At 37.3% G+C, this 16799-nt stretch carries 16 protein-coding genes; 8 read left to right on the top strand and 8 right to left on the bottom strand.

Annotated features, from left to right (window positions below; all coding sequences use genetic code 11):
- Position 1: 1 nt before the first annotated feature.
- The 3 genes from trpD to CXF85_RS02715 are packed head-to-tail and all read right to left on the bottom strand — an operon-like array spanning position 2 to position 3459.
- Complete coding sequence (trpD, locus tag CXF85_RS02725) at positions 2 to 1138, bottom strand: anthranilate phosphoribosyltransferase (protein ID WP_101226994.1); 1137 nt, start codon at positions 1136 to 1138, stop codon at positions 2 to 4.
- 1 nt (position 1139) lies between these two features.
- Positions 1140 to 1781, bottom strand: coding sequence for an aminodeoxychorismate/anthranilate synthase component II (locus tag CXF85_RS02720; RefSeq protein WP_101226993.1), 642 nt, complete (start codon positions 1779 to 1781; stop codon positions 1140 to 1142).
- Positions 1774 to 3459: an anthranilate synthase component 1 gene (locus tag CXF85_RS02715; RefSeq protein WP_232771050.1), complete on the bottom strand. Its 1686-nt coding sequence runs from the start codon at positions 3457 to 3459 to the stop codon at positions 1774 to 1776. The genes CXF85_RS02720 and CXF85_RS02715 overlap by 8 nt, the downstream gene beginning before the upstream one ends.
- A 472-nt stretch (positions 3460 to 3931) precedes the next feature.
- Between CXF85_RS02715 and rnm the strand changes: the two genes are divergently transcribed.
- The 8 genes from rnm (at position 3932) to CXF85_RS02675 (ending at position 11192) form a co-directional block, all read left to right on the top strand.
- The gene (rnm, locus tag CXF85_RS02710; RefSeq protein ID WP_101226992.1) at positions 3932 to 4837 is read left to right on the top strand and encodes an RNase RNM; all 906 of its coding nucleotides are present in this window, start codon (positions 3932 to 3934) and stop codon (positions 4835 to 4837) included.
- Positions 4838 to 4937: 100 nt separating this feature from the next.
- Positions 4938 to 5558, top strand: a complete 621-nt coding sequence (locus tag CXF85_RS02705) for an L-threonylcarbamoyladenylate synthase (protein WP_101226991.1) — start codon at positions 4938 to 4940, stop codon at positions 5556 to 5558.
- Positions 5559 to 5672: 114 nt separating this feature from the next.
- Positions 5673 to 6740, top strand: coding sequence for a 23S rRNA pseudouridine(2605) synthase RluB (gene rluB, locus CXF85_RS02700; RefSeq protein WP_101226990.1), 1068 nt, complete (start codon positions 5673 to 5675; stop codon positions 6738 to 6740).
- Between the two features lie 20 nt (positions 6741 to 6760).
- Positions 6761 to 7900 (top strand): ribonuclease D, encoded by a 1140-nt coding sequence (rnd, locus tag CXF85_RS02695; RefSeq protein ID WP_101226989.1) that lies wholly within the window; start codon positions 6761 to 6763, stop codon positions 7898 to 7900.
- 414 nt (positions 7901 to 8314) lie between these two features.
- The gene (locus CXF85_RS02690; protein WP_101226988.1) at positions 8315 to 8608 is read left to right on the top strand and encodes a YcgL domain-containing protein; all 294 of its coding nucleotides are present in this window, start codon (positions 8315 to 8317) and stop codon (positions 8606 to 8608) included.
- Positions 8608 to 9651 carry a lytic murein transglycosylase gene (locus tag CXF85_RS02685; protein WP_101226987.1) on the top strand — a complete coding sequence of 348 codons (1044 nt, stop codon included), beginning with the start codon at positions 8608 to 8610 and terminating at the stop codon, positions 9649 to 9651. The genes CXF85_RS02690 and CXF85_RS02685 overlap by 1 nt, the downstream gene beginning before the upstream one ends.
- Before the next feature lie 85 nt (positions 9652 to 9736).
- A complete protein-coding gene (locus CXF85_RS02680; protein WP_101226986.1) occupies positions 9737 to 10258 on the top strand; it encodes a YcgN family cysteine cluster protein in 522 nt (173 codons plus the stop codon).
- A 70-nt stretch (positions 10259 to 10328) separates the two neighbouring features.
- A complete protein-coding gene (locus CXF85_RS02675; protein ID WP_101227318.1) occupies positions 10329 to 11192 on the top strand; it encodes a DMT family transporter in 864 nt (287 codons plus the stop codon).
- Here CXF85_RS02675 and CXF85_RS02670 read toward each other — a convergent pair.
- The 5 genes from CXF85_RS02670 to CXF85_RS02650 form a co-directional block, all read right to left on the bottom strand.
- Positions 11189 to 12322, bottom strand: a complete 1134-nt coding sequence (locus CXF85_RS02670) for an ABC transporter substrate-binding protein (RefSeq protein ID WP_101226985.1) — start codon at positions 12320 to 12322, stop codon at positions 11189 to 11191. The genes CXF85_RS02675 and CXF85_RS02670 overlap by 4 nt on opposite strands.
- Before the next feature lie 74 nt (positions 12323 to 12396).
- Positions 12397 to 12915 (bottom strand): disulfide bond formation protein DsbB, encoded by a 519-nt coding sequence (gene dsbB, locus CXF85_RS02665; protein ID WP_101226984.1) that lies wholly within the window; start codon positions 12913 to 12915, stop codon positions 12397 to 12399.
- Between the two features lie 137 nt (positions 12916 to 13052).
- Entirely contained in the window at positions 13053 to 14453 is a 1401-nt protein-coding gene (gene nhaD, locus CXF85_RS02660) for a sodium:proton antiporter NhaD (RefSeq protein ID WP_101226983.1), read from the bottom strand.
- A gap of 387 nt (positions 14454 to 14840) precedes the next feature.
- Complete coding sequence (locus tag CXF85_RS02655) at positions 14841 to 15665, bottom strand: substrate-binding periplasmic protein (RefSeq protein WP_101226982.1); 825 nt, start codon at positions 15663 to 15665, stop codon at positions 14841 to 14843.
- Positions 15666 to 16796: a porin gene (locus CXF85_RS02650; RefSeq protein WP_101226981.1), complete on the bottom strand. Its 1131-nt coding sequence runs from the start codon at positions 16794 to 16796 to the stop codon at positions 15666 to 15668.
- Between the last annotated feature and the right edge of the window lie 3 nt (positions 16797 to 16799).

Genomic DNA, 16799 nt, shown 5'->3' with positions numbered 1-16799 from the left:
GTTACTTTTCAGCCTTTATTTCTGTGTTAGTATTTAATTTAGTGTCGATTTTGGTATCGTTGCTTTTCGTAATCAATGATACTTCTTCATTTGAAAGCTTCACTAATGCCGATAAAGTGCTCAAAGCTTTACCTGAGGCAAGAACTTCGGCTGCAAGTTGCGCAGCTTGAGAAAAGGTACTGGCTTTATTGTGTAAATACAGTAGTGCAGCACAGTTAATTATTACAGCGGCATTATGTGCATCCTTTCCTTTACCAGATAATATATCTTTAATGATATTTGCATTTTCTGCAGGCGTGCCACCTTTAATTTCTTCAAGAGAGTGATTTTTTAAGCCAAAATCTTGTGGTTTGATAGTACGTTCAATTAATTCACCGTTATTAATTTCAACTACTTGAGTCGCACCATGTAAAGCAATTTCATCTAAGCCACTACCATGAACCACAAAAGCGCGTTTAACACCGGTAAGTTGTAGCGCTTGGGCCATAGGCATTAACAACTCAGGCGTATATACCCCAAGCAGCATTATATTTGGTTTAGCTGGGTTAACTAACGGCCCTAGGATATTGAATAAGGTACGAATACCCATCGCTTTTCGCACGGGCGCCGCATGTTTAAAACCAGAATGATAAGCCGGCGCATATAAAAAGCATAAATTTGTTTGTGCCAAGCAATGATTCGCGGTTTCAGGTGACATGGATAAATTAACGCCAAATGCTTCGAGTAAATCTGCAGAGCCTGACATACTGGAAACACTTCGGTTACCGTGTTTTGCCATTTTTAAACCACAAGCTGCAGCTAGAATAGCGGCTGTAGTAGATATGTTAATAGTGTTAGCACCGTCACCGCCAGTACCAACGCAATCGGCTATGTTCTCGTCGTCACTGTTTCGTTGAGGAAACGAAGTTGCAGCTGCGCGAATAGCTATCGCGGCACCGGCAATTTCTTCAGGTGTTTCACCTTTAACTTTCAGTGCCGTTAAGACACTAGCCATTAAAGCCGGTTCGATGTTGCCTTGCAGTACTTGCTGAAAAAAGTCATGGCTTTGCGCTTGGCTTAAATTAAGGCCATCGACTAATGTTGGCAAAATAGTATTGATAGTTGAAACGTCTGAATTAATATTTTGTGTACTAGTCATTTTATTCTCCAGTAACCGTAGTCTTGAATTTAGTATTGAGCGATGGCGCCAAAGTAAGTAAGTGCTTAATACTTTGTGCTAACAAGGTGGTACCAAAAGTCGTTAATATTGATTCTGGATGAAATTGAAATGCTAAAACTACATCTTTGTCATTGCTAATAGCCATGCACATGTCGTTATATTCGGCGATAACGTCTAATGCAGGCGGTATATCTTTACCAATCAGCGAATGATAACGCGCAACGGGTAAAGGATTTTGAATACCCTCAAAAGCACCACTGCCATTGTGGGTAATATTCGAGGCTTTACCGTGTACAATTTCTTCAGCTCTGTCTACTCGACCACCGTAGTGTTCTATTAATGCTTGATGCCCCAAACAAATACCCAGCATTGGGATACGTCCGGCACACTTTTTAATGAGTGCCATTAAGCAACCTGCCATTTTGGGCTCACCAGGACCTGGGGATAAAACAAGTAATACCGGCTCTGACGTTTGTTGAGTATGTTCAAGCATTTTTTCAAAAATAAAGTCAGCACTGAGTGTGTTTCGATAAACACTTGGCTCAAAACCTAAACATTGAAATTCATCAACCAAGTTATACGTAAAAGAGTCGAGGTTATCGAGCATAAATAATTTAGTCATTGGCTTGCTCCTTTGCTGACGTGTTGGCAGTGAAAATGGCATTAGCTTTACTAATAGCGTTAAGAACCGCTTGCGCTTTTTGCCTCGTTTCATTGGCTTCACTGATTGGGTCTGAGTCATAAACAACACCAGCTCCCGCTTGTACTTGAGCAATATTGTCTTTAACAAAGGCAGAACGTATTACAATACAAGTATCCATTTCACCTGTGCCAGTTAAGTAACCAACAGCGCCACCGTAACTACCGCGCCTTTTACCTTCTACTTCTCTAATAAGTGACGTCGCTTTGACTTTAGGTGCGCCAGAAAGTGTGCCCATATTCATACAAGCCTGATAGGCGTGTAAAGCATCTAAATCTGTTTGTAACGTACCGCATACTCGAGAAACTAAGTGCATCACATGAGAGTAGCGGTCTACTTTAAGTAACTCGGCAACATAACGAGTACCGGGTTGGGAAACTCTAGCAATGTCATTTCGTGCTAAATCTACCAGCATAATATGCTCAGCTGATTCTTTTTTGTCCTGTCTTAGTTCTAGTTCAATACGACTGTCTAGGTCTAATGAAATATTACCCTGCTTATCGAAACCGCGAGGACGTGTTCCGGCAATAGGATAAATCTCTACATGACGATTACTGGCTTGGTATTTTAATGCGGATTCGGGAGAAGCACCAAAAATACAAAAGTCGCTATCTTTTAGATAAAACATATAGGGACTAGGATTACTAAGCTTGAGTGCCTTATAAGCGGCAATGGAATCAAAACAAGGTAAGGTAAATGTACGAGAAGGTACTACTTGAAAAATATCCCCGGCTCGAATATTTTCTTTTAATTGGTCAACAATCTCACAATAACGTTCGTCACTAATATCAACTTTCAATTGTTCATTAAATTCTTGCTTGTTAGCAACATCATCAAATGAAGGGCTTAATTGCGATACCTGTTCGGCATCAATAGAACTAGCTAGGGTCTCTTTAATATGGGCAACACGGCTGGAGATAGCTAATTGGCTTTGTTTAGATTTTTCAGCGTTGTTGTAATTGAAAATATTACCAATGATTTCTGTGCTTTGTAATTCATGATCAATAATCACTAACGTTTCAGCTAAGTAATAAACAAAATCTGGACAAGTATTATCACCATCAGCAACTGCGGGCAATTGCTCTGCAATAGCCATAAGGTCAAAGGCAAAAACACCACCTAAAAACACGGAGAAAGGGTGGTTTTTATCATCGGTGAGTTGATTGAATAATCGCAGGCTGTGCAATGGATTTGTTGCACTTAGACGAGCCTTTTCATCAAGATCTTTAGCAACCTCGCTAAATGTTGCTTGAAATGATTTTCCATCATCAGCAATACTTATTTTTGCGTGTGCTTCTAATTGAGCTGCTGCAAAATCAACCGCGCTTTCACCATTTAATGTGAGAGCAGAAAAAGTGACAGAATGGCCATTACAAACAATTTTTACTGCGGCATCAGTTAATAATAGGCTTTTTAACAAATGCTTCTTATCAATCTCGGCAGATTCTAACAATATATTATGCTGTTGTTGGTGACATAATAATTGGTAGACACTTAACGGGTCATTTTGATAGTGAGTACTATCTTGTATGGTGTTCACTCCGATAAGAGATGCACCATTGTTACTAGGTAAATTAGTACGGGGTATATTTTTTGTCATATTGATTACTTCTATAGAGTTTATTTAAAGAAAAATTGTCAACCTGCGTAAATAGGCAATAGCCACCAAATAAACCATGTTTTTGTTCTATTCATTTTAAATCCTTTGTTAACTTTATCTTGAACCTGAAATCTCGAACGCTTTAACGAGAAAAACCCGCTGAGAGGAGCGGGTTTTTTTGAAATTTGTTTAATCTTTTTTAAGATATACGCAATTATCACAACCCAATTATGTCGAGTTATGCCACCACCAAATTAATGTTATGTTTGTTATTGCTGTATTCATTTTTAACGAGCCTTTATTTACGATGATTTGCTAGGTCTTAGTTACTCAGTATTAGCTATTTGCAGCTTATTTTATTTTCCAGTTAATTTTCCAATAATAAGGAATATAAAGGAAAAAGTATCATTATTTACTCGTTATCAGTAAACTTATCACAACACTGAGTTTTACCCCTATAGAAGACATTATTATGGCGTTGCTGTCAACCACTGATTTCCCACATCAGATAGTAAAAATGGAAGGTTTTGCCCATAAGCGTATTGACCTGCACAGCCATACTAATTGCTCTGATGGTGGCTTGTCGCCGCAAAGCTTGATAGATAGGGCAGCTAACTTTCAAATTGATGTTTTAGCGATTACAGACCATGACACTGTCGCTGGTCTTGATATAGCGCAAAAGCATATAGACGAGAAAAAAATTCCACTAAAATTGATTGATGGTATTGAAATCTCTACTGCATGGCAGGGATTTGAAATTCATATTGTGGGTTTAAATATTGATAAAAATAATCCTGAATTAAAAGCATTGATAGCACTGCAACAACAAGCAAGAGAAGAACGTGCTATTTCAATGGGCGAGAAACTAGCGAAGTGCGGTTTTCCATCTGTTTATGCCGATGCTAAAGAGATGGCGGGTGAAGGTTCAATTACACGTGCTCATTTTGCTAAAGTGCTGCATCAACAAGGGCATGTAAATACTATGCAACAAGCCTTTGATAAATATATTGGTAAAAAAGGCTCAAAAGGGCAACGAGCTTATGTAAAACCTAATTGGTGTAGTATTGAAGAGGCTATTGTGGCTATACATCATGCTGGCGGAAGTGCGGTGATGGCTCACCCTATCAGATATGATCTTTCGGCAAAGTGGTTACGACGTTTGATTGTTCATTTTAATGAAGTCGCTGGCGATGGTTTAGAAGTGGTTTTACCGCAAATGAATCCTGAGCAAAGACAGAAAATGTTGGCTTATTGTCAAGAATATGATTTGCATGCTTCCATGGGATCTGATTTTCACTATCCTAATAGGTGGAGTGATATAGGGCGAAACCTAACGATGCCTGTTGGCGCCAAACCTATTTGGGCACAATGGCAATAAAGTAGTTCCGTAGTTAATACAACGAATCACGTATATTACAGCTAAGAAGCAATACTAAGCCGTTAACAATAAATACCTCTTTAAAGTAAAGGAAAGTCTCATGAGTCAGTTTTTTTATGTACACCCAGATAATCCTCAGGGTCGCTTAATGAAACAAGCGGCAGACATTATTAAGCAAGGTGGTGTGATTGTTTATCCGACAGATTCAGGCTATGCATTAGGTTGTCATTTAGGTGATAAAAAAGCATTAGAGCGTATCTGTCAAATAAGAAACATAGATAAAAACCATAACTTCACCTTGGTGTGCCAAGATCTATCGCAAATATCAGAATACACTAGAGTCGATAACACCGCTTATCGATTACTAAAAAATAATACTCCAGGGCCTTACACCTTTATTTTCAAAGGAAGTAAGGAAGTACCTAAACGGTTATTAAATCCTAAAAAGAAAACAATAGGCATAAGAGTACCGGATAATACTATCGCACAAGCCTTGTTGACTGAACTTGCAGAGCCTATAATGTCCACCAGTTTGATTATGCCTGGCCAAGATACGGCTGAATATGATCCTGAACAGATTCGAGATTTGTTAGAACATCAAGTTGACCTTATCGTCAATGGTGGTTATTTAGGGGAACACCCTACCACTGTAATTGATTTTTCTAATGACAGTATTGATATAATACGCGTAGGAGAGGGAGACCCTTCTCCATTTCAGTAACCTAAATTAAATTGCAAATAAACATTTGCAATTTTCATTAGATTATTGAACCTGAACAATGAGCCAGAAGTTAGCTACAAGGGAGCTGCTACTGACGTAACAGAGTAAAAGATAATGACGGTAGACAAGAAAAAACAAACAAGAAAAGACGAAGCCATCGATAAAAAATATGGCACGCGTGGTACTGAGAAAAAAGGCAGTGCCAAGAAAGGTTTGACTAAAAAAGATGTTGCGAAAAAGGTTGTTGGTAAAAAAGGGCAGCATAAAAAAGAGCCTGAAAAAGTAGAGAAAGTCGAGTTTAAAACCGCAACTCATAAAGATTCAGAGAAAGTACAAAAAGTATTAGCTCGAGCTGGTAAAGGTTCTCGCCGTGAAATGGAAACGATGATCAGTGAAGGTCGTGTTAGCATTGATGGTAAAGTCGCTTTTTTAGGTGACAGAATTAGCGGTACTGAACAAATTCGTCTTGATGGTCATCACGTTAAACTAACTGCGCAAGACGAAGATATTTGTCGCGTACTTATCTATAACAAGCCTGAAGGTGAAATGTGTACACGTAAAGACCCTGAAGGACGAGCTACCGTTTTTGATCGTCTTCCGCCTCTTGATGCAGGCCGTTGGGTTGCTGTTGGTCGTTTAGATATAAATACCTCGGGTATGTTGTTATTTACTACGGATGGCGAATTAGCCAACCGATTAATGCATCCTTCACAAAAGGTCGAACGTGAATACGCGGTACGTGTCTTTGGTGAAATCAACGAAGCTATGTTACAAACGTTACGTACCGGTGTTAAATTAGAAGATGGTATGGCCCGTTTTCAAAAGATAACTTACCGTGGTGGCGAAGGACGAAATCATTGGTTCCATGTTGTATTATCTGAAGGACGTAACCGAGAAGTTCGTCGTTTATGGGAAAGCCAAGATGTACAAGTAAGTCGTCTTATCCGAGTACGTTACGGTGATATGGAAATGCAACGTCAATTACCTATGGGTGGTTGGAGAGAGCTAGACTTAAAAGAAGTGAACTATTATCGTAAGTTAGTAGATTTGACACCTGAAGCTGAGAGTAAGGTGAAAGTTGATGAAAAGGCTATGGATAATGCCAAGAGTCGTCGAATTCGTCGCTCAGTTAAAAAACATCAGCAACGTAATCAACAAAGTAATCGTCGTCGCCATAAGTAGCCGTAGTAGAACTAAAAATTATGCACTATCAATTAATTGAAGATCAGAACAGCTTAAATCAGTTATGTGAACAACTGGCTAACGCTAAAGTATTAGCCATTGATACAGAGTTTGTTCGTACACGGACTCTGTATGCTAAGTTAGGATTACTTCAGGTATGCGATGGAGAGCAATTAGCACTTATTGATCCTATTGCTATTGAGGATTTAACACCATTTTGGGCGTTACTCACTAATGAAAAAATCACTAAAGTGTTGCATGCTTGTTCTGAAGATTTAGAAGTTTTCTTAACGGCAGGAAATTGCAAACCGGTCAATTTAATTGATAGTCAGATAATTATGTCATTTTTAGGTCATGGTTTATCACTCGGTTATGCAGCCATGGTTAACCATTATACTGGCATTGAATTAGATAAGTCAGAATCACGTACCGATTGGACTAGAAGACCATTAACTGAAAAACAGTTGGTTTATGCAAGTGCTGATGTTGACCATTTATTTGCTCTTTATCCTAGATTATTGACTGAAATAACTGAAGCTGGATTTTTAGCTTATGCAAAGCTGGAAACACAGAGCATGATTGATAAAAAGTTTACGCCAATAGATGAAAACGAGATGTATCTTAATATTAAGATGAGTTGGCGTTTAAACCCTAAGCAGTTAAATGCGTTAAAATACCTGGCAAGTTGGCGTTTTCAGCAAGCAAAAACACGTGATTTACCTATTGGATTTGTTGCAAAAGATCATACCTTAATGGCACTAGCACAAAGTAATCCAGATAGTGTTATCGCCATGGCTACACTTGAAGGTGCCGAAGCCATTGATATTCGCCATAAAGGCAAAGCTATGCTGGCAGTATTAGCTCAGGCAGATCAAGCTGACGTAAATAGCTATCCAGATAAAATTGATCGCTTAGATGAATATCCAGGTTACAAGCAAATATTTAAACAAGTAAAAGCTTTTTTAGTGGCTGCTGGTGAAAATAATGGCTTGGCTATAGAGAATATAGCTTCAAAAAAACAGATTAATCAATTTTTAACCTGGTATTTTGACCTAAATAAGGCTCGCAATAATGCTAATAAAGTTGAGTTATTATCAAGTTGGCGTGAGCCGTTGTTTGGTCAACCTTTATTAGATTTCGCTAAAAAAGGTTATAAATAGCGGTTGATACCCGTTACCATTCAAAGTGCAGGTTTTCAGTGGGAATTAAAATGACTTTAGGCAAGGCAAATGATTTAAGCATAGTCACTCTATGGTTTGATTATTTAACGCAGTACAAAGTCATTTTAAACCCATCGAAGAAGCGCTTGAACAATATCACTTCATCGTAGCTATGATTTATAAGGGAGTAACCATTATTTCATCACAGCGCCTTGAATTGAAATTGCTCAAGCACTCTGAAACATGCATCTTGATTGGTAATGGGTATATATCAACTTCGTTTTCTATGTGAATCATCTGCTAAATTTACACTTTCGTTAACAATATTTCATTGAGTCACTATGGGGTTCACCCTTAGCTCATGATATATTGAACATTCAATGCTATTATCTCAATTTCCTATAGGTCTCCATTATGCTATGTGCTATTTATAAAAGCTCCAAAAAAGCCCAAACTTATCTTTTTGTTAATAAACGTGATGAATTCTCAGATGTTCCTGTTGAATTGATGAAGATGTTTGGTACACCAAATTTAGTTACTTTAATTAATTTAGCCACTAAAGATAAGTTAGCAATGGCTGACTTAGAAAAAGTAAAAGCAAGCTTAGTTGAACAAGGTTTTTATTTACAGTTACCACCACCACCTGAAGATTTATTAAAAGAACATAAAAAAGCTATGATAGCTGAAAAAGGGCAAGGGGATTTTTAATGAAGTTTCTAATCAAAACTGTCGCTTTATCAGCCCTTATTACGGTAGGTGTGATCAATCAATCAATTGCTGCAGAAGTTGAGCTTACTGAAGAAGGCTTTGCTAAGTATGTAGTGACACTAAAAGCTGAGGCAATAGAAAAAGGTTTTAGCGAAGATTTAGTTAATGATAGTTTTTCTCAAGTAACCTTTCACAAACGTGCAGTTAAAGCTGATAGAAGTCAGCCTGAAAATGTTGAAACGCTAGATACTTACCTACCTAAGCGAGTACCCAAATGGAAAGTAGATAAAGCGAGAGCCTTGTATAAAGAACACCAAGTACTGTTAAATCAGATAGGTGAAAAATATCAAGTTCAACCACGTTTTATTGTCGCTTTGTGGGGACTTGAAACTAATTTTGGTAAGTTTACCGGTGGCTATAATGTAATCTCCGCTTTATCAACATTGGCCTATGAAGGGCGTCGTGAAACCTTCTTTAAAAAACAATTAATGGCAGCACTAACTATATTAGATGAAGGTCATATTAGTAGTAAAGATATGAAGGGATCATGGGCTGGGGCTATGGGTCAAAATCAATTTATGCCGACATCTTTTCTAGGTTATGCTGTTGATGGCGATGGTGATGGTAAAAAGGATATTTGGCAAAACCAAGCCGATGTTTTTTCATCTATGGCGAATTATTTACAAAAAGAGGGTTGGAGTGATGAGCTTACTTGGGGTCGCCAAGTTAAGTTACCAAAAAACTTTGACTATAGCTTAGCCATTCCAAAAAATACCGGCAGTCGAAAAAATTGGCTTAAAGCATGGTCTAAAACAGAAAGAACCCTCTCTCAATGGCAAGCACTAGGTGTGAGGCGTACAGATGGTACTAATTTACCTAATGTTGATATTAAAGCCGCGCTAGTTTTTCCAGATGATAAAAATGGCCGTGTCTATCTTGCTTATGATAACTATAAGAGTTTAATGCACTGGAACTTATCTTATTATTTTGTCAGCTCTGTGGGCCATTTATCTGATCGTATTAAGTTTCCACCTATCCAGTGATTTATTAAGGCATTTATTGGTAAATTCAGTATAAATTAACAAGTAAATCCATTCGTCAATTCATTCGTAAAGTAAGTAGTAGTAAATGATCGATAAAAACACAGAAAAGCAGCCTTTTTGGCAAACTAAAACCTTAGCAGATATGACTCGCCCTGAATGGGAGTCATTGTGCGATGGTTGTGCTAAATGTTGCCTAAACAAGTTTATTGATGATGAAGATACCGATGAAGCGTCAGAGCTTTTGCCGACCGATCATATCAATGAAGGTGAGCATATTTTCTATTCTAATATTGCTTGTCACTTACTTAATGAAAAATCTTGCCAGTGTTCTAAATATGAGCAACGCACCACGTTAGTACCTGATTGTGTTCGTTTAACACAGGAAAATATTGACGCAGTATTTTTTATGCCACCAAGTTGCACCTATCGTCGCCTACAAGAAGGCCGAGGCATGCCGTCCTGGCATCCTTTACTTCATAATGGCAAGAAGTCAGCTATGCATAAAGCGGGTATGTCAGTGAGAGGAAAAATAGTCAAAGATAATGCTGTGAGTATTGAGAATTTTGAAGATCACATTGTCATCTGGCCGCTGAATGATATTGATTAAGTAATATTTCAACTAAAATGTAAACAGCGTATCGTTACCGATGAAAAGTACCTCTCAAACATCCTCAATAATAAAAGCTGAACAGCAAAGCTTGCTCTATTTACATATTGCAGTTTTCCTCTTCGGCGGTACTGCACTATTTTCTAAACTTATTGGTTTACCTGCTCTGGATATAACCGTTTATCGAACAGGCATTGCAGCTATAACATTGTTTGTGTTATTAACGTTGCAAAAAAAACAGATAACCTTAACAAGCTTTAAAGATTATGGTATCGCGATCTTGTTAGGATGTGTGGTAGGCATACATTGGGTAACTTATTTTACTGGCATGCAATTGGCAGGAGTTACTGTCGGCATCATAGCTTTTTTTACTTATCCCGTTATAACAGTTTTTATTGAGCCTTTATTTAATAAAACAGTGCCTAAATTAAAAGACATGATCACGGCATTGATTGTTGTTATCGGTATTGTACTGTTAATACCCGAAGTTAGTTTTGGAAATCAAGTCACATTAGGCATTATCACTGGAATAATTTCAGCGGTATTTTTTGCATTAAGGAATATCCTGCAGAAGAAATATTTTTCTCATTACTCTGGTCCTCACACTATGTTGTATCAAACCTTAGTAGCCTGTTTGATGTTGTGCCTCTTTGTTGAGGTACCGCTAGGAAAAGTAGCTGAGAGTGATTGGTTATTGCTTTTATTAGTGGGAGTGGTATTTACCGCTATACCTCACGCTCTATTTGCATCGAGTTTACGATATTTATCGGCTACTACCGCAGGTCTTATATCTTGTTTACAGCCATTATACGGTAGCATCTTAGCATTTTTCCTATTACATGAACGTCCTGACCCATTGACGATGATCGGGGGGCTATTAGTGATAAGTACCGCTATTTTTGAAACATGGTCAGTGAGTAAGGGCAGGCGTTAGTACTGACTCTTTAGTGCTTTACTAAAAGAGAAATAGACTTGCTGCATACCCTGATGATTTTCACGGTTAAAACTAATGTTTAGGGTATTATCTTGATAATTAAACAGCTCAAATTGTTTTAATAGACATTGTCGACTTAAACGATTTTTGCATTGTTCAGCTACTTGGCTAAAAACAAAGGCGTTTAGATAACCTTCCAGCTGAATTCTATTTAATTCTGTATAACCAGCCTTTTCCATATCCGTTATAAACTGCTGGCATAGTTGCCAATGACACTCTTTAGGTGCAGGCATCACCTCGCTTAAGGCAACTCTACTAGATCGCGGTATTTGATTCAGTAAATTATGACTGCCAATAAATGAAAGGCTGGTAAATAATACATCTAAACCTTCTTGCTGGGCTAAGTTTATCAAGTTTATGAAGGGTTGATAGGTACCAACAAAGATAACAGCGTCAAGAGGATATGCAGCTAATTGGGTTAATGCTGTTTTAATATCATTACTATTTCTCCGGTAACGGGTAGTTATCACCGTTGTTATTTTTTTATCGCCAAGTATTTTATTTACAGCTCTTTGTGCTGCTAATCCAAACTCATCAGCTTGGATCACTAAGGCAATTTCTTTATATTTTTGTACCGTTATTAAGTAATCTATCTGCGCTTCTATCTCTTGGTAATAACTCGCTCGTAAATTAAAAATATTAGCATTTGTAGGTGTTCGTAAAAAATCGGCGCCGGTAAATGGCATAAGGTAGGGGATTTTACTTTTCGCTATTATAGGCATTATCGCGTAAGAGGTTGGGGTGCCAACGTAACTAAATAAGGCTAATACTTCTTCGTTAATAAGATTTTTAGTATTGATTACCGTATTTTTGGGTTCATAACCATCATCGAGACTAATAATTTCAACGGATCTGCCATTGATACCTCCGTGTTTATTCAGGTTACTGAAGTAAGCTTGTGCGCCTTTTTTTAATTCTGTACCTAAGTCAGATGTTGGGCCACTCAGGGCATTAGACATGCCGAGCTTTATTGCGTCTGTTTGGGGTGCAATATCAATTTTTAGAGGTAATGCTAAAACGCTAAAAATTGTGAATGATGAAGAAATAAGAACAAGGTAAAAGATTGGCAAATACCATACCCCAAATAAGAAAAAGAGAAGATATCTCTGATTGTAGCATATCCTCTTTTTGCATTATCTTAGACTTATGGCTTATGGGCTGATACCAGACGATTAATCAACACTATAGCGAATGCGATCGTATATAAAGCATAAACAAAAATCATCCATTGTGGCATGCTGTAGTCAAATAACTGCCAGCTAATTTCGCCACAATCACCTGTAGCTTCAAACAAGAATGGGATCCACTCATGTAATGGGGCCCAGATAGGAAAGTTTGGTATAAATTCACAACTAAAAAAGAGTGAACCGCTATTTTCTTGCATTTCAACATGTTCTAACGCAATAATTAGGCCCCAAATCGCGCCAGTGCCCCATAAAGCATAAGCTAGGGTTCTAGCAACGATATTTTTATGTCCTATCGTGCCGATAGCGCCAGCGGAAAAAATAGCCAAAATAGCAAGTCGTTGATACACACACATGATACAAGGTGCTAGATCTAGTACGTACTGGAAGAATAATGCGGATAGCTCTAAACCCAATGCAGAGGTTGCCAGTAGTAACCATGGTTTTTGGCTGGTGGTGATATTGCTTAAGTAGTTCACAAAAAATCCTCAAAAAATTTCAATAAAAAAGCCTCTAGCAAGCTAGAAGCTTTTTAATAGTACCATGAAGAAATTACCGATTGAGTATTTCTTCACTTTAAGCTTACATTAATTATGTAAGCTTATGATACGGATTATTAGTTTATCAGTAAATGTACATAAATGCTGGCAGCGTAACCTAGGGCTATCACAGGAGTCCATTTTAGATGACTGAAGAAAGTATAATAACCTCTTGCTTGACCCATCAAGGCAACACCAGCTGCAGAGCCTACCGATAATAAACTACCCCCAACACCTGCGGTTAATGTTACTAACAACCATTGAGTATGGTTCATTTCAGGATTCATTGTTAAGACGGCAAACATGACCGGGATGTTATCAACAATCGCAGATAAAATACCGACTAAAATGTTGGCATTGGTAGCACCTAGCTCACCGTACATGAATTCAGAAACCATGCCTAGGTAACCCATAAAGCCTAACCCGCCCACTGCTAAAATAACACCATAGAAGAAGAATAAGGTATCCCACTCAGCTTTAGCTATTTTGTCGAAAATGTCAAAGTCATCTTCAATTTCATGACTCGTTGGTAAATCTGATTTATCAATTTCACCATGACCTGATTTACGAATGTAGTAACCAAAGAATTTTAAGTAAGCTAAACCTAACATCATGCCAAATACAGGTGGTAAGTGTAAGAAGTTATGGAAACATACTGCAGTAATGATGGTTAGAATAAATAAACCGACGATGGTTAAACCACCTTTTTTGATAAGAGTTGTTGGTTTATCACTTGAATTTGGCTTACCAGAAGGTAAGAAGAATTGCATAATAAATGCAGGGATAACAAAGTTAACAACGGCAGGTAAGAATAAGTGGAAGAACTCAGAGAATTGAACAATGCCTTTCTGCCATACCATCAATGTCGTGATATCGCCAAATGGACTGAATGCACCGCCAGCATTTGCGCCAACAACAATATTCACACAGCTCATCGCGACAAACTTAGGCTCATCTTTACCGACCGCTAATACTACCGCACACATAATAAGTGCTGTAGTTAAGTTATCTGCGATAGGAGAGATGAAGAAGGCTAAAATACCAGTGATCCAGAAAAGCGCTTTATAGCTAAAGCCTTTCTGAACTAACCAATCACGTAGCGCATTGAATACATCACGCTCAAGCATGGCGTTGATATAGGTCATTGCTACTAATAAAAAGAAGAATAACTCAGCGTACTCAAGGAAGTTATGACGAATTGCTACTTCTGCAGCATGTGGCATACCATTCGCGCTATAGTAAGCAGCGATTAATATCCAAATCAGACCAGCAGCAAGTAGTACTGGTTTTGATTTTCGTAAATGTAATTGTTCTTCTAAAATGACCAGTGTGTAAGCTAGTACAAAAATAGCAATGGCGGTGTAGCCAATCCAGTGACTAGTTAAATCAATACTCTGGTGTGCTGTCTCTGAAGCAAAAGCCATGCTTGGGAAAAGCACCGCTGATAACGCCAGTAAAACATATAAAAGTGGTTTCATGTTATTCTCTAAATAGACGATCAAAATGGACGGAATAATTGTGTGGTTAATAAGCTATTAATATTCGGCGAAGATTCTAACAAATTCTGTACGAAATGACACAATAATGGTGTTGAAAATTCTAGATTTAATTGATATTCGTAATCAATTTGATTTATAACAAGCTAATGCTAGCTTGTTCATTTTATTTGAACATTTAATTTCAATTGATGTTTTCAATCCCATGTACCTTTTTCGCATCTATATTTCAGATAATTGGCAACGTATGTGTGTATTATTAAATAGTAAACTTTTAATTTAGATTTCCTAACTTCGGCATTATAAATAGAGTATGGATATAAACGCTTAACATTTTGAGTGTGTCGTTATTTGAAATGACGGTAAAAATTATTTTATAGTGACATAACGATTAATAATATTATGATACTCGCTAGATGAGATAACCCTTGATAATGCTTGGTCCATTCGAAGGATGAAATCATCTTTAAATATAAAGGTATGTGTTGAGTTGTTGGTATAACCAATATGTGCTGTTTGACTCATCACTAAAAGAGCTTCTTTAATATTATCGAAGTGAATTTTTTTATCTTTTGTCATATTAGCAAGCTCCCAAAGAGTAGAATGTTTGTCATTTAAGTAACAATCCAGTCTTTTGTAAAAAAGCTTCATAATATTTGAGGATGTACTTTTATTTTCACTAAGAACAATGTTTTTTCTATTTTTTGCTTGTTCAAGCGAATTATTTAGAATCAAATATCCTGCATTGATACCTATAATCAAAGGTTCACTTTTCTTCATTGCTTGAGGGGTGATATATTCAAATAAATCAATGTTTTTTTGGCAAAAGGCTACAACATTCTCTCTCATTATCGGTACCGAATAGGGCCAAATATAACTACGCTCTTCAATATGTTTATAAGGAGGCAGTAACGCAAATGAGATACCTTTTTGTAACTCTTGTAAGCCTCTTTTCCACGGAACGGCGGCAATCTTTATTTTATAGTGTGGTTCGATGAGTTTAGCGGCTTCTTTGACTATATCTATATAAATGCCCTTGAGTTGACCATTCTCTACAAATGAATAAGGCGGGTAACTATCGTCAGCCAAAATGGTGACTCTTTGTGCTTGTGCGGCGTAAATGTTAGGCACAAATATAGTAGAAAACACAATCGATATGAAAAGGATTGTAGAAATGGCTATTAAATTTTTCACTTAATACTTAGTCTCTAATGAGAAGTCATAACGAAACCCGATAGAAATGGATGAGAAATCATCATAGTAATCAAACTCTCGGTGCAGGTATTCAATATGGAATCGTAGTGAAGAACTCGGTAACCATTCTAAGGTGGTATTATAGCCATTGAAGTCGCGACTCTGAGTGCTGTTATCACCGTCAGAAAAATCGAACACTCCCAACTTTAGTTTGAATATCTTAGTAAGTTTATAGGATGCAGAAAGATCAATTGTATGGCCATCTCGGCTATCGGGTTCTGTCTTTCTCTGATAATTTTTGTTTTGGTATCCTATGGCTAAATATAAACTATTTGAAAACTCATAGGCCAAGGACCCTGCAAAAATTTCATCTTCACCTTCCTTTACTCCTTCTACGTTATGGTCTTGATTTAGGTAGGTAAAAGCTGTATGAAAAGCTTCTTTATCATAACTGATACCAATGTTCGTTAAATCACTGTTGTTATCACCTTCACTACCATCAAATTGTGATGCTAGCATCCAAGTAATATTACCTGTATTTAATTTGTAAGTTATTAAATTATCGACAAAGAATATACTTTCAGGATCGTAAGAGAAAGGGCTATTGCTGTGGTTGAAAATATCCACGTATTCGGCAATAAAAAGATATTGAGTAGGTCTTTGCTTACCTATGCCTATACTACCCATAGGGCTATTTAGCGCGACATAAACTTGTCTAGCTTTACCAAAATCACCATTATTTGATAAGTCTATTCCCCATTCACCATGAACTACTGCACTCCAGTCTTCCTTAAAATAAGAAGTTGCTTTAAATCCTGTATGAGAAAGTGCATCTCTTACATCCCAAGTTTTTTCATTATTTTCATCAATGTAACCAAAAGTAGGTCTTACCGTTGCATAGACACGTACTTCATTTTTTTGGGGTGTTAGCTTTAAATTTTTTTTAGACGCTTCGGTAGTAATGGAGGTAACATTGGCATTTTGTTCTTTCTCTACCAATTCCAATTTTTTTTGCAGTAAGTTAACTTGTTTTGTTAACTCCTCTAACGAAGTAGATGATTGTGATAGAGCACTCTGACAGTAAATTAATGATACCATCAGAGGATAAATAGCATATTTTAATATTATCATAAT

This window comes from Colwellia sp. 75C3 (genome assembly GCF_002836255.1).
Lineage (GTDB): Bacteria > Pseudomonadota > Gammaproteobacteria > Enterobacterales > Alteromonadaceae > Colwellia.
This window is presented reverse-complemented; position numbering and strand designations above follow the sequence as displayed.

Excerpts from the sequence above, each read along its gene's own strand:
- CXF85_RS02715 (WP_232771050.1), bottom strand. The coding sequence starts at position 3,459 with ATGACAAAAAATATACCCCGTACTAATTTACCTAGTAACAATGGTGCA.
- CXF85_RS02685 (WP_101226987.1), top strand. The coding sequence starts at position 8,608 with ATGAAGTTTCTAATCAAAACTGTCGCTTTATCAGCCCTTATTACGGTA.
- rluB (WP_101226990.1), top strand. The coding sequence starts at position 5,673 with ATGACGGTAGACAAGAAAAAACAAACAAGAAAAGACGAAGCCATCGAT.
- CXF85_RS02705 (WP_101226991.1), top strand. The coding sequence starts at position 4,938 with ATGAGTCAGTTTTTTTATGTACACCCAGATAATCCTCAGGGTCGCTTA.
- nhaD (WP_101226983.1), bottom strand. The coding sequence starts at position 14,453 with ATGAAACCACTTTTATATGTTTTACTGGCGTTATCAGCGGTGCTTTTC.
- CXF85_RS02690 (WP_101226988.1), top strand. The coding sequence starts at position 8,315 with ATGCTATGTGCTATTTATAAAAGCTCCAAAAAAGCCCAAACTTATCTT.
- rnd (WP_101226989.1), top strand. The coding sequence starts at position 6,761 with ATGCACTATCAATTAATTGAAGATCAGAACAGCTTAAATCAGTTATGT.
- rnm (WP_101226992.1), top strand. The coding sequence starts at position 3,932 with ATGGCGTTGCTGTCAACCACTGATTTCCCACATCAGATAGTAAAAATG.
- CXF85_RS02680 (WP_101226986.1), top strand. The coding sequence starts at position 9,737 with ATGATCGATAAAAACACAGAAAAGCAGCCTTTTTGGCAAACTAAAACC.
- CXF85_RS02650 (WP_101226981.1), bottom strand. The coding sequence starts at position 16,796 with ATGATAATATTAAAATATGCTATTTATCCTCTGATGGTATCATTAATT.
- CXF85_RS02720 (WP_101226993.1), bottom strand. The coding sequence starts at position 1,781 with ATGACTAAATTATTTATGCTCGATAACCTCGACTCTTTTACGTATAAC.
- trpD (WP_101226994.1), bottom strand. The coding sequence starts at position 1,138 with ATGACTAGTACACAAAATATTAATTCAGACGTTTCAACTATCAATACT.